This window comes from Pseudomonas sp. Leaf129 (assembly GCF_001423465.1).
Classification (GTDB): Bacteria; Pseudomonadota; Gammaproteobacteria; order Pseudomonadales; family Pseudomonadaceae; genus Aquipseudomonas; species Aquipseudomonas coleopterorum.
The window spans coordinates 99,181-114,018 of the sequence record NZ_LMOC01000010.1 but is presented as its reverse complement, the minus strand read 5'-3'; the positions used below and the strand labels follow the sequence as shown (position 1 = coordinate 114,018).

The window sequence follows — 14,838 nt, the reverse complement described above, 5'->3', positions numbered from 1 at the left end:
AGTCTTTATAAAACGGTCAGTCCAAGGGCGGCACAGGCAGCCCGCGCTTGGCATAGAAGGCATCGACAAAGGCGGCCAATGTACCCTGTTGAATAGCCTCGCGCAAACCAGCCATCAGCCGCTGGTAATGACGCAAATTGTGGATGGTATTCAACATGCTACCCAGCATTTCCCCACACTTGTCCAAGTGGTGCAGATAAGCGCGCGAGAAGTTGCGGCAGGTGTAGCAATCACAGGTAGGGTCCAACGGCGAATCATCGTGGCGATGGAACGCGTTGCGGATCTTCAGCACGCCGGTATCGATGAACAGATGCCCGTTGCGCGCATTGCGCGTCGGCATCACGCAGTCGAACATGTCGACACCGCGGCGCACACCCTCGACCAAGTCTTCGGGTTTGCCTACTCCCATAAGGTAACGAGGTTTGTCAGCAGGCATCTGGCCCGGCAGGTAGTCGAGCACCTTGATCATTTCGTGCTTGGGCTCGCCCACCGACAGGCCGCCGATGGCCAGGCCATCGAAGCCGATCTTGTCCAGGCCTTCGAGCGAGCGCATGCGCAGGTTCTCGTGCATGCCGCCCTGAACGATACCGAACAGCGCCGCCGTGCTGTCAGCATGGGCATCCTTGGAACGTTGCGCCCAGCGCAGCGACAGCTCCATGGACGTGCGCGCGGTCTGCTCGTCGGCGGGATAAGGCGTGCATTCGTCGAAGATCATCACCACGTCCGAGCCCAGGTCACGCTGCACCTGCATCGATTCCTCGGGACCCATGAAGACCTTGGAGCCGTCCACCGGGGAGGCGAAGTACACGCCCTCCTCCTTGATCTTGCGCATGGCGCCGAGGCTGAATACCTGGAAGCCACCAGAGTCGGTCAGAATCGGCCCTTTCCACTGCATGAAATCGTGCAGGTCGCCGTGCGCCTTGATCACCTCGGTGCCGGGGCGCAGCCACAGGTGAAAGGTGTTGCCCAGGATCATCTGTGCGCCGATCGCCTCGATGTCGCGCGGCAACATGCCCTTGACCGTGCCATAGGTGCCCACCGGCATGAACGCCGGGGTTTCCACCACGCCACGGGGAAAGGTCAGGCGACCACGACGGGCCTTGCCATCGGTGGCCAGCAACTCGAACGACATACGACAGGTGCGACTCATGCTTGATCCCCTGGCGCGGCTTCGCTGGGACCGCGAGGCGCCGGATTGCGGGTGATGAACATGGCATCACCGTAACTGAAGAAGCGGTACTCGTTGGCCACCGCCGCCGCATAGGCCGCCATGACTTCGGGATAACCCGCGAACGCCGAGACCAGCATCAACAGCGTGGACTCGGGCAAATGAAAGTTGGTCACCAGGGCATCGACTACATGAAACGGCCGCCCTGGAAAGATGAAGATGTCGGTGTCGCCGCTGAACGGTTTCAATACGCCATCGCGGGCCGCGCTTTCCAGCGAACGCACGCTGGTGGTACCTACCGCTACCACGCGGCCACCGCGGGCCTTGCACGCCTGCACCGCATCGACCACGTCCTGGCTGACCTCCAGCCACTCTTTATGCATGTGGTGATCTTCGAGCTTCTCGACCCGCACCGGCTGGAAGGTACCCGCGCCCACATGCAACGTCACGAAGGCAGTTTCAACGCCCATCGCTTCGATCTGCGCCAGCAGCGCCTTGTCGAAGTGCAGACCCGCCGTCGGCGCCGCCACCGCACCGGCCTTCTCGGCGTACACGGTCTGGTAGCGCTCGCGGTCGGCAGTGTCGTCGGGGCGATCGATGTAGGGCGGCAACGGCATATGGCCAACGCGGTCCAGCAGCGGCAGCACTTCTTCGTTGAAGCGCAACTCGAACAGCGCATCGTGCCGCGCGACCATCTCGGCCTCGCCGCCGCCGTCGATCAGGATCATCGAGCCGGGCTTGGGCGACTTGCTGGAACGCACATGGGCCAGCACGCGATGGCTGTCCAGCACGCGTTCCACCAGAATTTCCAACTTGCCCCCCGACGCCTTCTGGCCAAACACCCGCGCCGGAATCACCCGGGTGTTGTTGAACACCATCAGGTCGCCCGGCCGCAGAAAGCCCGGCAGATCGGTGAATTGACGATGATCCAGCGCACCGGACGGCCCATCGAGGACCAACAAGCGGCTGCCATGGCGCTCGGCCAGCGGATGGCGAGCGATCAGGGAATCAGGAAGCTCGAAAGAGAAATCGGCGACGCGCATGATAGGGTTCGGCTGTATAGGGCTGAAAATTCTAGCAAAAATCTTCAAAATTGACCATGAAAGCTGATTGACCAGTGGTCGAGTCGTCTCTATACTTCGCCGCCTGTAAGCCCTGATGGCGGAATTGGTAGACGCGGCGGATTCAAAATCCGTTTTCGAAAGGAGTGGGAGTTCGAGTCTCCCTCGGGGCACCAAATCAGAAAAAAGACCTTCGCGAAGGTCTTTTTTTTCGCCTGCGATCGGCATCCTTCCTGCTCAGGAGCGGCCGCTGGCCATGAACAAGCCAGCGCTGCCGACGCCGTATCCGTTCACCGCCACCTATTCAGTGGTACCCAGGCATTCGATATATGGCTCAAGGGGCACCGTGTCGCTCGCAGCCTTGGCGGCCTCTGCAGCAAAATCGACTGTTGCCCCCACCTTCTCTTGAACTGTACCTCCCGCCGCTCACCTGATGCGCCTACCCTTGGAGTCAACTCAAAGGAGCAGTCGTCATGCCGGATGCAGCCAACCTCTACCTGTTCGTCATTGCCGCGGCATTGCTGCTGATCGTCCCCGGACCGAACATGGCGTTCGTCACAAGCCACGCCCTTGCCCATGGCTGGCGGGCCGGGGTGGCGGCCGCGCTGGGCATTTCGCTGGCGGATTTGATCATGACGCTGCTGGTCAGCGCAGGCATGGGTGCTGTCGTCATGAGTTGGGCTCCTGCTTTCGACTTGTTGCGGTTGGCGGGTGCGTGCTATCTGTTGTGGATGGCTTGGCAAGCGTTGACGGCGCCAACGGCTCAAAGCGCTGCCCCACGTCCGCTGGGCTCGACCCGCAAGGTATTCATTCGCGCCACGCTCAATAGCTTGTTGAACCCCAAGGCCCTGCTGTTCTTCATGGTGTTCCTGCCGCAATTCGTCACGGTCGGCAATGCAAGCGTAGTCGTCCAGCTCTCGGTGCTGGGCACGCTGCTCGCCTTGATTGCCCTGGTTTTTCACTGCGTGCTCGCCCTTTGTGCCGCAGCGCTGCGCAAACGGTTGAATGGCGGTCCGGCGTTGAGAAGGTGGGGCAGCTATGGCTTCGCGGGCATGATGACGGCACTGGCCGCACGACTATTATTTCTTGAGCGACCCCTATGATCTTCCTTCTACACCCCGGCAAAACAGGTATCAGCTTCAACCTACTGGCACTATAAAAGCCCCTACCTGATCCACCCCCGCGAACACGGAGTTCCGCCCTTCACATGAGCAATGCCTACCGTACATTCTTCGCAACCCCAGGCGTCGTGGCGCTGATCGTGGCCGGCTCGATGGCCAGGCTTCCGCAGGCCATGGTCGGTCTGGGCCTGATTGCCATGCTTGCACAGGAAACGGGCCGCTACTGGGTGGCGGGTGCGGTAGCGGGCACTTATACCCTGACCAGCGCCATACTCGGCCCGAAGATCTCGAAGCTGGTGGATCAGCGCGGCCAGCGCAAGGTGCTGGCGCCGATCGCGGCGTTCAGCATTGGCATGCTGCTCGCCTTGATCGGTGCCGTGTACTGGCATGCGCCGCTGCCGGTGCTGTTCGTGCTGGCAGCCATGGCAGGTGTGCTTCCCAGTTTCGGGGCGATGATCCGCGCGCGCTGGGCCTATCTGTTTCGCGGAAAGCCGCAGCTGCACGCCGCGTATTCCCTGGATACGGTGCTGGTGGAATTCACCTTCATCGTCGGCCCGCCGCTGTCCATCGCCTTGAGCAGCGGTCTGGTTCCTCAAGCCGGACCTTTGGTGGCCGCCGTGCTGCTGGCCGTCGGCGTGGTCGCCTTCCTGCGCCAGCACGAAACCGAGCCACCGCCGATACCAGCCGTCAAAGGCCACTCCAGCTCTCCCCTGCGCATTCCGGCCTTGCGGATCATCGTCGTGGCGATGCTGGCGCTGGGCGTGCTCGGTGGGTCGGTCGACGTGGCGGTGGTCGCTTTTGCCAAGGAGGCCGGCTGGGCGGCCGCTGCCAGCTTTGTCCTGGCGGGCTTCGCGGCAGGATCGATGGTCGCCGGGATCACCTTCGGAGCGGTCAGGAGTGGGCTACCGTTCGAAACCCAATTGCTGATCGGCGCGGTATTCACCGCCGTGGCGACCACGCTGCCGATCTTTGCGCCCAATGTGTACTGGCTCACCGGCTTGCTGTTCATCACCGGCATGTCGTTCGCGCCGACGCTGATCGTGGTGATGAACATCGGCACGAAAATCCTGCCGCCCGGAAAGATCACCGAAGGGCTGACCTGGTTGAGTACAGGCGTCAGTGTCGGCATTGCAATGGGCGGCGCGACTGCCGGCCTGGTCATCGACCACTTCGGCACCCGTGCCGGATTCGGCGTCGCCATCGGCGCCGGCTTGCTGATGCTCACCGCCGTGCTGACAGGCCTGCGCACGCTGCAGGCAAGTTCGGCGAGCGAGACGATCGTTCCTGGCTGACACGCCCCTGTCACATCCCCACGCTTACATAGCCCTTTCTCTTTCACAGGGCTATGTCATGAGCATGTTCGACCTCAAGCGCCGTCGTCTTGTCCAGGCCGTGGGTGCGGGTTTTCTGCTGCCGGGGCTGGCGCCGGCGGTGATCGCTTCGGTCAAGGACCGGCCCCAACTCACCGACGGCGTGCAGTCCGGCGACCTGTTGGGCGACAAGGCGATGGTCTGGAGCCGGTGCGACCGCCCGGCGCGGATGGTGGTGGAATGGGATACGCGCAGCATGTTCACCAACCCGCGCCGACTGGTCTCGCCATTGGCCGACGCCGGCACCGACTTTACCGCACGGGTCGAGCTCAATGGCTTGCCGGTGGATCAGGCGATCTTCTATCGGGTGCAGTTCGAGGACGCGCAGACCGGCGTCAGCAGCGAGCCGTGGTTCGGTCATCTGCGCAGCGAGCCTTCGCAGCGTCGTGACATCCGTTTCGTGTGGAGCGGCGACACCGTGGGCCAGGGCTTTGGCATCAATCCGGACATTGGCGGCATGCGTATCTACGAAGCCATGCGCCTGCGCTTGCCGGATTTCTTCATCCACAGCGGCGACACCATTTACGCCGACGGGCCGGTGCCGGCCACGGTGACCACGGAAAACGGCCGCGTGTGGCGCAACATCACCACCGAAGCCAAGAGCAAGGTGGCCGAGACTCTGGATGAGTACCGCGGCAACTACCGCTACAACCTGATGGATGAAAACGTGCGCCGGTTCAACGCCGAGGTGCCGCAGATCTGGCAATGGGACGACCACGAGGTGACCAACAACTGGTCGCCCAGCAAGCAGCTCGACGAGCGTTACCAGAACCGCGACATTCGCCATCTGGTGGGCAACGCCCGCCAGGCATGGCTCGAATACGCCCCCATGCGCCTGCAACGGGCCGACAACGGTGGGCGTATTTACCGCAAGCTCAGCTACGGGCCGATGCTGGACATTTTCGTGTTGGACATGCGCAGCTACCGCAGCGGCAATGATGACAATCTGGCGCCCACACCCGAAGCCCGCACGGCGTTTCTCGGGCAGGCGCAACTGGACTGGCTCAAGTCCGGGCTCAAGGGATCGCAGGCGCAGTGGAAAGTCATCGCCGCCGACATGCCCATCGGCCTGGGTGTTCCAGATGGAGAGGTCAGCCCAGGCGTTGGCCGCTGGGAGGCGATCGCCAACGGCGATGACGGCGCTGCCAAGGGTCGCGAGCTGGAAATCGCCGAGCTGCTGGGTTTTCTGCGCCAGCAAAAAATTGCCAACACCGTCTGGCTCACGGCCGATGTGCATTACTGCGCAGCCCACCACTACCACCCCGACCGCGCTGTGTTTCAGGACTTCGAGCCCTTCTGGGAGTTCGTCGCCGGACCGTTGAATGCCGGCAGCTTCGGGCCCAACCCGCTCGATGCCACGTTCGGTCCGCAAGTGGTTTTCCAGAAAGCGCCGCCTGCGCAGAACACTTCGCCGTTCGCGGGCTTCCAGTTTTTCGGCGAAGTGCAGATCGAGGGCTTAAGCGGGGAAATGACCGTGCAACTGCGCGACCTGGACGGCGTGGTGGTGTTCGAAAAGAAACTGCAGCCGGCCTGATCGATTGCACCGCAAGCGCCATGGCAGACGGCTTGCGGTGCCATGGCTCAGCCAACAAGGCCCGGCAGCACCAGGCTCGCGCCCAACCCGATGAGCGCGGTGCCGATCACGCGATCGACGAGGCGTTGTTTCTCCAGCATCCGCCGCCGCAATGGCCCGGACGAAAAGAACAGCGCCACGATGCTGAACCACACCCAGTGCGAGAACGACATGAACAGACCGTAGGCAAAGTTCGTCGTCATCGAACTGCCTGCCTGCACGACCTGACTGTAGGTCGCCACCACGAACAGCATCGTCTTGGGATTGAGCGCATTGGTGAAAAAGCCCATTCGAAAAGCGCTCCACAGAGACGGTGTCGCACCCTCGACGGTATCCAGCGCCAACTTTGACGTATTGAGCAATGAGCGCAGCCCCAGGTAAATGAGATAACCGGCACCCAGCCATTTCATGGCCATGAACAACAGGGGCGATTGCGTGATGATCACGGCAATACCGAACACGGTGTAGAAAACATGCACCTGTACACCGCAGGCAATGCCCAATGCCGCGATCAGTCCACTGCGCCGCCCATAGGCATAACTGTTGCGCGTGACCATGGCGAAGTCGGGGCCTGGGCTGATGACAGCCAATACGGTAATCAGGGCTACTGCCAGTAATTCGTTCATGACCACATTCCATCAGCGTTTCTTGAAAGTAACGACCAGTACATCGCGGTGGGCAGGTCGATCGGGATGTATCGGGATGATGGCGCTGACACCGTGCCGGACCTGTGCGTCATTGAGCAGGGCAGCTTCCAGCTCATGGATCATCGAATGCCTGGCCAGCAGCCGCTGGTCGTTATCGTAGATGGACGTTTCCCCCTCCACGACATTGACCCTGTTGACCATCAGCATGAATACAAAGTCGACGCCGTCCCGGTGCACACCTTCGGGCGTGGGAGAGGCGGCTCCCGCGGACGCATCGATGCGGAACTGATGGACTTCGATATGCCATGCGCAGTGTGGCGCCAGCACATTGAAGCAGGCGCAACACAGATCCATCACCGCCGAAAAAACCAGGCCTTCGCAGAGCTCGGTCGGGATCGGGGCAAAGTGCCGGACAAGGCCGCCATTGAGTGGGTTGTGCACAGTGGTCTGGTAATGCGGTTGGTGAGGACTGGGTTGCCAGTGGCGACTGCCCTGCTCGGTGAAGAAGGTGGCGTAACGCCGGAAGCGATAGGTACCACCGTCGCCCATGAACGCGTCCTGGTCCAGATGACCCCATGAGAGCCGGAAGTCTTCCCAGCCCTGGACGAAGCCGGGTACGGCACTGTTCAGCAAGGCTGCGACCATGGGCGGTTGCAGAAAAACAAACCCATTGCGGTTTACGGTATCGCAGACTTCGGCGATCAGTGGCGTATAAAGCTGGGGAGCAAGATTGCCAATGGGCATTGCACGCTTATGAATATTGTCCATGGATTTTCTCCATTTTATTGGTCAGGTCGCCAGAATCCTCGGCAACGAGCGCCATCATGGAGTTTTGCCTGGGCTGAAAAAAACGATTTATAGTCATCGAAACCTGTGAGATTTCGTTGCCCGTATGAGCCTCCCGCCCCTCGCTTCCTTCCGTTTTTTCAACGCTGCCGCGCAAACGCAGAGTTTCATCAAGGCCGCGGAGCAACTGCACGTCACTCATGGCGCTGTGAGCCGCCAGATTCGCTCGCTTGAAGAGGCATTGGGCGTAGAGCTGTTCGAGCGACGCAACCGTGCGGTGTTTCTCAACCATGCCGGACGTCTGCTGCATGAGGTGACCCAACCGATGTTCGAGCAGCTGGAACAGGCGGTTCGTCAGGTACAGCAGAAAGCCTGCGAAGACATTCTGGTGTTGTCCTGCGAGCCGACCATCGCAATGAAATGGCTGATTCCACGTCTGCCCGCCTTCAACAAGGCGCATCCGGACATCCAGATTCGATTGCTGGCAGCGGGCGGGCCGATCGATTTCTCTCGGTGTAGCGCTGACCTGGCCATCCGACGCGATGATTTCCACTGGGATGACACCGTGCACAGCAGCGCACTGTGTCCGGAATGGGTGGGCCCGGTGTGCGCGCCCAGCCTGGCAGGGCCGGCCGGACGATTGAGCGGCGTGCACCTGCTTCGCAGCCGAACACGACCCGCGGCCTGGGAGCAGTGGTTGCGCCTGGTGCAGAAAGTGGCCTGCGATGTCACGACCATCGATTACGAGCACTTCTACTTGTGCCTTCAGGCGGCCACCGCAGGCCTGGGCGTGAGCATGGCGTCGATGATGATGGTGGAAGAAGAGCTCGCCTCGGGCCAACTGGTCGCACCCTTCGGCTTTGTACGCGACGGGTCCGGGTATTTCCTGCTGTCGGCGCGGTCGACCGAAGAAAGCCGGAAATGCAGGGTTTTTCGTCAGTGGCTGGAGACCCAGGCGCAGGCATCGGTGGCCCAAGGGCTTGAAGGCGCGTCTGCCACCTCCCTCTGATCCGGCCTCGTTTGGTGCAGCAGGAATTAACCACCGCCTCGTCCACCTTGCGCTACGCTTTGTCTTATAACGCCCACCGAGGCTGGTTGGGTGTTCCGCTGTTCCATCAGCCTGGCGACTACGACAGCGCCAGCAAGCGTGCGAGGGGCGAACGTGAAAAACCTAGGCGATATTCTGCAAATCAAGAACTTGACCGAAAAGCTCCAGGGCATCCTTCCATCGACGGCTGCAAAGGGCTACCTGCAGGGGGCCGACGCCTTCGACAAGGGCCGTCCGGACTACCCCAAGGAGCTCGACAACTGGTTGCGCGAGACGATTCAGATCAAGCCGCACAGCAAATGGGACCCACCCCACACAACGGTACTCGACCTGGGGTCAGGCACCGGCAAGTTCATTCCGCGACTGCTTGAGGCCGGCGCCGAAGTGTTCGCCGTCGAGCCTGTTGCGGCGATGCGTGCACAGCTGGAACACAACTGGGCCGACAACCCCTACGTGAAAGTCCTCGAAGGAGCTGCCGAGGAAATCCCCCTCAAAAGTGGATCGGTGGACGCCGTGGTCTGCGCCCACTCCTTCCATTGGTTCGCCAATGCCGCCAGCATGGCGGAAATCTATCGCGTGCTGAAACCCAGAGGACGCTTGGGAATGATCTGGAACCTGCGCGACACCAGCCACGACTGGGTGCGCCAGATCGCGGACATCGTGAGCGATGTGGCCGGAGACAGCCCACGGTTCTATACCCAGAAATGGCGGGAAGCATTTCCTCACAGTGGATTCACGCCCTTGGTTGAAAAGCGGTTCACCCATACGTACACCGGTACGCCAGAGGACGTCATCCTCAACCGGGTACGCTCGATCAGCTTCATTTCTGCCCTTGCCCCAGAGCAGCAGGAACCGATTTTCCAGAAAGTGCGCGAAATCATCGCCACACATCCGGATCTCAAGGACAAACAGGAAATCACCGTGCCCTACAACACGGTGGCCTTTCACACTGTCAGGTTTCTCTAGCGCCCATAGCGAGCGGCCGGGGCCGGTCAGTGCACCGGCGTCAGCCCGCTTTCCTCAATTGCCAGCCGGGCCGCCGGGGTGCTCAAGTACTGCAGCAACGCCGCGGCCTCTTCAGGGTGAGCGCTGGTACGCGTAACGCCACCTGAATACAGCGTCATCTTCTGCACCGCATCGGGAATCAGACCGACGATGTCGATACCCGGTACCGCCTTGAGCTCGCTCAACTGCTGGAACCCCAACTGCACATCGCCCCGGGCGACGGCCGCCCCCACCGGTTCGTTGTCGACCAGGCTGCTTTTGTCGCGAAGCTGCTCGGTGAGCTTCATGCGCGGGAACAACAGATGTGACAGGTACAGGCCACTGGTACTGTTGGAATAGGCCAGCGAACGGGCGTCAAGCAACGTCTTGCGAAAGGCGTCGACACTGCCGATGTCAGGCTTGGCCTCGCCCTGGCGTACCGCCATGGCAATGAACGACTTGCCAACATCCACCCGCGGCTCGCGCTGCACTTCCCCCAATTGAATGAGTTTGTTCAGGGCCGCGTCTTCGGTAAGCACCAGGTCCGCACGCTCGCCGCGCTCCAGTCGACTGGAGATCGCCATGGGGTTGTCGCCGATGGCCGGCGAAGGCAACACGGTGACTTTGACCCCAGTGGCCTTTTCATATTCGACGACGATAGTCTGCATGGCGCTGACCACACCACCGGAGCCGAGCAACGACAGCTGAACCGGTGGGGGCGCTTTCTGCGCGTGGGCGGCGCTGGAGCCGAGTAATACACAAGCCAGCAGAGCGCTGGTGAGCCGTTTGGTCATGACAATATGATCCTGAAACTGAAGATGAAGCCTGGCCGATGACTGGCCAGAGGCGAAGCGAACGAGTGCGGTGAAGGTCAACCGCCTCGCGAGGAATGATCAGTTTACGCGTAATCGGCCAAAAGCCAGGATCAGGTTGCCATTTAAAAAGGTGTTCTCGGGCAATTGCAACTTGGCGAAACAATTTCTCCGGACAGTCGAGCGCTCATCCCGACAATGCGTCGCACGATGCATTGGCAGGATCTGTGGGGTAACTGTCATTTACCCACGCGAGCTCCGGACCGATCATGCCTGCTCCAGACTGGAGTGAACGTATGCCCAACGCCCTGCCCCCCGAACTGCAGATTTTCGACCGCCCCTTGCAGGTGGTCATCCTGCTGTATCCCGGTATCGAGATCCTCGACTTCGCAGGACCTTACGAGGTGTTCAGTGTCGCCACGCGCATCGCCTTGCGCGACGGCCTCAGTGCTCATCCACCGTTTCTCGTCAGCACAGTCGCGGCCAGTCGCGAGCTGCTCACTGCGCGCTACGACCTGCGGGTGCAGCCCGATGCGCAGTTCGATGACGAACTGCCTTGCGACGTTCTGATAGTACCGGGTGGTGTGATCGATCAGCCCGTAAATGATCCGCAGACCCTGGCTTGGGTGCGCCGGATGGCATCGTCGACAGGCTTGCTGACGTCGGTGTGCAGCGGGGCGTTGATTCTGGCCAAGGCTGGCCTGCTGCAAGGACACAGCGTGACCACCCATTGGGCCGACATCCAGGAACTCCGTGAAGGCTACCCGGACCTGGACGTGCAGGAAAATGTGCCCTATGTCGACGCCGGCAGCCTGGTCACCAGTGCCGGGATCTCCGCCGGTATCGACATGAGCCTGCATCTGGTGGCGAGGCTGCTGGGCGGTGACGCAGCGCGCATCACCGCGCGCCAGATGCAGTACGAGTGGCGCGACCTGCCAGGCTAGGAACGATCCGCCTTGTCGGCCCGGAACATCTGGCGGATGCCACGTACGGCCTGGCGTATGCGATCCTGGTTTTCGATCAGGGCAAAGCGCACGTGATCATCGCCATAGTCACCGAACCCGATGCCAGGCGAGACGCAGACCTTGGCTTCGGCCAACAGCTTCTTGGCGAATTCGAGCGAACCAAGATGGGCGTAGTCCTCGGGAATCTTCGCCCAGACGTACATCGAAGCCTTGGGGTTTTCCACCATCCAACCCAGCTCGTGAAGACCTTTTACCAGCACGTTGCGACGCTGGCGGTACTGTTCGGCGATGTCTTTCACACACTGCTGATCGCCTTCGAGTGCGGCGATGGCCGCCACCTGCAGGGGTGTGAACGTGCCGTAGTCGTGATAGCTCTTGATCCGGGCCAGAGCGTTGACCAGCTCGGGATTGCCGACCATGAAGCCGATTCGCCATCCTGCCATGTTGTAACTTTTGGACAGCGTGAAGAACTCGACGGCGATGTCCTTGGCGCCCGGTACCTGCATGATCGAAGGCGCCTTCCAGCCGTCGTAGACGATGTCGGCGTAGGCCAGGTCGTGCACCACCAAAACGTCGTAGCGCTTGGCGAGTGCCACCACCCGCTCGAAGAAATCCAGTTCCACGCATTGCGCGGTCGGGTTGGATGGAAAGCCCAGGATCATCATCTTCGGCTTGGGAATGGACTCGCGGATCGCCCGTTCCAGCTCGTTGAAGAAATCCACACCGGGCACCAGCGGCACCGAGCGTACCTGGGCACCGGCGATCACTGCACCGTAGATGTGAATAGGGTAGCTGGGGTTGGGCACCAGAACGGTATCGCCCTGGTCGAGGGTCGCCAGCATCAGGTGGGCCAGGCCCTCCTTCGAACCAATGGTGACGATGGCTTCGTCTTCAGGGTCGATATCGACCTGATAGCGGTCCTTGTACCAGCGCGAGATCGCCCGACGCAGCCGCGGGATGCCACGGGAAGTGGAGTAGCCGTGGGTGTCTTCGCGCTGGGCAACGGTCACCAGTTTGTCGACGATGTGGGGCGGCGTGGCGCCGTCGGGATTACCCATGCTCAGGTCGATGATGTCTTCGCCGCGCCGACGCGCAGCCATCTTCAATTCGGCAGTGATGTTGAACACATAAGGGGGGAGACGATCGATGCGCGCAAAGCGGCGCGGGCGAACAGGTTCGGCCATGATTTCCTCGGAGACGTAAGCGCCCGGAACCGTCCGAGCGACGTTGGCCACTGCGGTGGCCAGCTCGAACGATAATCGGGCCGATGCGGGGCTGTAAAGCGGAATATGCGGTACGGCCCTTGCGGGCAGAGCCCGGTTCCACAAGAGTCCCTGTGGGAGCGGGCTCTGCCCGCGAAGGCCGCACCACGGACCCAACCTCTGCCCAAAAAAAGCCCCGGATCTATTCGGTCCGGGGCGTTTTTATCGCTGCAGCGAAATCAGTGCGCGTAAGTCAGCAACAACTCACTGGGCACCTTGAAATCCAGCGACATCATCACGCTCAAGGCAGTGATGGTGAAGATCGAGAACACGAACAGCTTGCGCGCCCAGACTCGATCATCAACCGCCTTGTAGCCCGTCCAGGCCATGTACAACCAGTACATGCCCATGGCCGCCGCCACTGCCAGATAGCTCATCCCGGCATAGCCACCCAGGGTCAGCATCAGCGTCGCCAGCAGGAAAGCCAGGATGTAGAGCAGGATGTGCTTCTTGGCCACGACGATTCCGCGCTTCACCGGCAACACTGGAATCGAAGCTGCCAGATAGTCATTGAAGCGGAAGATCGCGATGGCATACGAATGAGGCATCTGCCACAGGCTGAACATCACCAGCAGCGTCAACGCCGCCAGATCGAAGCTGTTGCTGACTGCCACGTAACCGATCACCGGAGGCATGGCACCGGACAGACTGCCGACCAACGTACCATGCACCGACTTGCGCTTCAGGTAGAGGCTATAGAACCCTACATAGATCACAAAGCCGATCAGACCGCACAACGCCGCCAGAGGGTTGGCCAATGCGTACAGCATGACCATCCCGGCGACCCCGAGCAGTGTGGCGAAGATCAATGCGACCTTCACCGAAATCTGCCCCTGGACCAATGCGCGGTTCTTGGTGCGCTCCATCTTCACGTCGATGTCGCGGTCAATGCAGTTGTTGAATGCACAGCCCGATGCCACCACCAGCGATGTACCGATCACTGTAGCCAGGAACAGCCCAATGTCGACATGCCCTTGAGAGGCCAGGAAGAACCCACCTGCCACGGAAAGCACGTTACCGAAAATGATCCCCGGTTTGGTGATTTGGATAAAGTGCTTAACGGACATGCCGGGTTCCTTACTTCGCCATCATGAAGTGATGGATGCTGAACATGATCCACAGCGACAGACCGACCAGGAACGCGATGATCAACGCCGAGAAGACGAAGGCGATCACGTTCCAGCGCTGTTCGGACGTGCGGTCCAGGTGCAGGAAGTAAACCAGGTGAACCAGCACCTGGACCACTGCGAAGATCAGCACGATCCACAGCGTGGCTTCCTTGGACAGAGTCGGGAACATCACCAGACCGAACGGAATCGCGGTCAGGATGACCGACAGCACGAAACCGATCATGTACGACTTGTAGCTACCGTGGCTGCTACCGGCCGAAGTGGTATGAGGGTTTGCCATTTACAGAGCTCCCATCAGATAGACGACGGTGAACACGCAGATCCAGACCACGTCCAGGAAGTGCCAGAACAGGCTCAGGCAGCTCATGCGCGTGTTGTTGGTTGCGGTCAGGCCTTTGGATTTGATCTGGGCGATCAGCACCGCCATCCAGATCAAGCCGCTGGTCACGTGCAGGCCGTGGGTTCCGACCAGGGTGAAGAACCCGGTCAGGAAGCCGCTGCGCTGCGGGCCGAAGCCCTCTTCGATCAGCTTGTGGAACTCGTAGATCTCCATCGCGATGAAGCCTGCACCCAGCAGGAACGTGACGAACAACCACTTCATCACGCCGCTTTTGTCGTTGCTGTGCAGCGCCAGCATGGCGAAGCCATACGTGATGGAGCTGAACAGCAGCAGTGCAGTCTCGGCTGCCACGAAGGGCAGCTCGAAGATGTCGTGGCCCGACGGGCCACCGGCGACGTTGTTAACCAGTACTGCGTAGGCGGCGAAGATCGACGCGAACAGGATGCAGTCGGTCATCAGGTAGATCCAGAAACCAAAGACAGTCATGCCCCCGGAATCGTGATGATCGTGATCGTCGTGACCGTGCTCGTGTTGGTGAGCCACTTCCGCGTTTAAGGTTGCGTTAGACATT

At 60.8% G+C, this 14,838-nt stretch carries 16 protein-coding genes and 1 tRNA gene; 7 read left to right on the top strand and 10 right to left on the bottom strand.

The window, feature by feature from the left end; all coding sequences use genetic code 11:
- Positions 1 to 16 precede the first annotated feature (16 nt).
- Complete coding sequence (gene tgt / locus ASF66_RS19200; protein ID WP_161804304.1) at positions 17 to 1,132, bottom strand: tRNA guanosine(34) transglycosylase Tgt; 1,116 nt, start codon at positions 1,130 to 1,132, stop codon at positions 17 to 19.
- A 14-nt stretch (positions 1,133 to 1,146) separates the two neighbouring features.
- A complete protein-coding gene (gene queA / locus ASF66_RS19195) occupies positions 1,147 to 2,211 on the bottom strand; it encodes a tRNA preQ1(34) S-adenosylmethionine ribosyltransferase-isomerase QueA (RefSeq protein ID WP_056844979.1) in 1,065 nt (354 codons plus the stop codon).
- A 109-nt stretch (positions 2,212 to 2,320) separates the two neighbouring features.
- Here queA and ASF66_RS19190 point away from each other — a divergent pair.
- From ASF66_RS19190 to ASF66_RS19175, 4 genes are all read left to right on the top strand, one after another.
- Positions 2,321 to 2,405 (top strand) — tRNA-Leu (locus ASF66_RS19190).
- Between the two features lie 297 nt (positions 2,406 to 2,702).
- On the top strand, positions 2,703 to 3,332 hold the full coding sequence (locus tag ASF66_RS19185) for a LysE family translocator (RefSeq protein ID WP_056844978.1): 630 nt from the start codon (positions 2,703 to 2,705) through the stop codon (positions 3,330 to 3,332).
- A 104-nt stretch (positions 3,333 to 3,436) separates the two neighbouring features.
- Positions 3,437 to 4,642: an MFS transporter gene (locus ASF66_RS19180; protein WP_056844977.1), complete on the top strand. Its 1,206-nt coding sequence runs from the start codon at positions 3,437 to 3,439 to the stop codon at positions 4,640 to 4,642.
- 58 nt (positions 4,643 to 4,700) lie between these two features.
- Positions 4,701 to 6,254 (top strand): alkaline phosphatase D family protein, encoded by a 1,554-nt coding sequence (locus ASF66_RS19175; protein WP_056844976.1) that lies wholly within the window; start codon positions 4,701 to 4,703, stop codon positions 6,252 to 6,254.
- Positions 6,255 to 6,301: 47 nt separating this feature from the next.
- Here the strand turns inward: ASF66_RS19175 and ASF66_RS19170 are convergent, their stop codons facing one another.
- From ASF66_RS19170 to ASF66_RS22690, 3 genes are read right to left on the bottom strand one after another with little or no spacing between them, the layout of a single operon-like run.
- Entirely contained in the window at positions 6,302 to 6,919 is a 618-nt protein-coding gene (locus ASF66_RS19170) for a LysE family translocator (protein WP_056844975.1), read from the bottom strand.
- A gap of 12 nt (positions 6,920 to 6,931) precedes the next feature.
- Positions 6,932 to 7,708: a 2OG-Fe dioxygenase family protein gene (locus tag ASF66_RS19165; protein ID WP_236707128.1), complete on the bottom strand. Its 777-nt coding sequence runs from the start codon at positions 7,706 to 7,708 to the stop codon at positions 6,932 to 6,934.
- Positions 7,692 to 7,928, bottom strand: a complete 237-nt coding sequence (locus ASF66_RS22690) for a hypothetical protein (RefSeq protein ID WP_162240094.1) — start codon at positions 7,926 to 7,928, stop codon at positions 7,692 to 7,694. The genes ASF66_RS19165 and ASF66_RS22690 overlap by 17 nt, the downstream gene beginning before the upstream one ends.
- Here ASF66_RS22690 and ASF66_RS19160 point away from each other — a divergent pair.
- Complete coding sequence (locus ASF66_RS19160; RefSeq protein WP_056844974.1) at positions 7,833 to 8,735, top strand: LysR substrate-binding domain-containing protein; 903 nt, start codon at positions 7,833 to 7,835, stop codon at positions 8,733 to 8,735. The two genes, ASF66_RS22690 and ASF66_RS19160, sit on opposite strands and share 96 nt — an antisense overlap.
- A gap of 153 nt (positions 8,736 to 8,888) precedes the next feature.
- Complete coding sequence (locus ASF66_RS19155; RefSeq protein ID WP_314568931.1) at positions 8,889 to 9,740, top strand: class I SAM-dependent methyltransferase; 852 nt, start codon at positions 8,889 to 8,891, stop codon at positions 9,738 to 9,740.
- A gap of 26 nt (positions 9,741 to 9,766) precedes the next feature.
- On the opposite strand, the gene ASF66_RS19150 is transcribed toward ASF66_RS19155, so the two are convergent.
- Positions 9,767 to 10,552 carry a substrate-binding domain-containing protein gene (locus tag ASF66_RS19150; protein WP_049861871.1) on the bottom strand — a complete coding sequence of 262 codons (786 nt, stop codon included), beginning with the start codon at positions 10,550 to 10,552 and terminating at the stop codon, positions 9,767 to 9,769.
- A 314-nt stretch (positions 10,553 to 10,866) separates the two neighbouring features.
- On the opposite strand from ASF66_RS19150, the gene ASF66_RS19145 reads away from it, so the two are divergent.
- Positions 10,867 to 11,514, top strand: a complete 648-nt coding sequence (locus ASF66_RS19145; RefSeq protein ID WP_056844973.1) for a DJ-1/PfpI family protein — start codon at positions 10,867 to 10,869, stop codon at positions 11,512 to 11,514.
- On the opposite strand, the gene alaC is transcribed toward ASF66_RS19145, so the two are convergent.
- The 4 genes from alaC to ASF66_RS19125 all read right to left on the bottom strand — a co-directional run bounded on the left by alaC (position 11,511) and on the right by ASF66_RS19125 (position 14,837).
- Entirely contained in the window at positions 11,511 to 12,719 is a 1,209-nt protein-coding gene (gene alaC / locus ASF66_RS19140) for an alanine transaminase (protein ID WP_056844972.1), read from the bottom strand. The two genes, ASF66_RS19145 and alaC, sit on opposite strands and share 4 nt — an antisense overlap.
- Before the next feature lie 257 nt (positions 12,720 to 12,976).
- Positions 12,977 to 13,864 (bottom strand): heme o synthase, encoded by an 888-nt coding sequence (cyoE, locus tag ASF66_RS19135; RefSeq protein WP_049861868.1) that lies wholly within the window; start codon positions 13,862 to 13,864, stop codon positions 12,977 to 12,979.
- 10 nt (positions 13,865 to 13,874) lie between these two features.
- Positions 13,875 to 14,207, bottom strand: a complete 333-nt coding sequence (cyoD, locus tag ASF66_RS19130; protein WP_049861867.1) for a cytochrome o ubiquinol oxidase subunit IV — start codon at positions 14,205 to 14,207, stop codon at positions 13,875 to 13,877.
- A complete protein-coding gene (locus ASF66_RS19125; protein ID WP_049861866.1) occupies positions 14,208 to 14,837 on the bottom strand; it encodes a cytochrome o ubiquinol oxidase subunit III in 630 nt (209 codons plus the stop codon).
- Position 14,838: the final 1 nt, after the last annotated feature.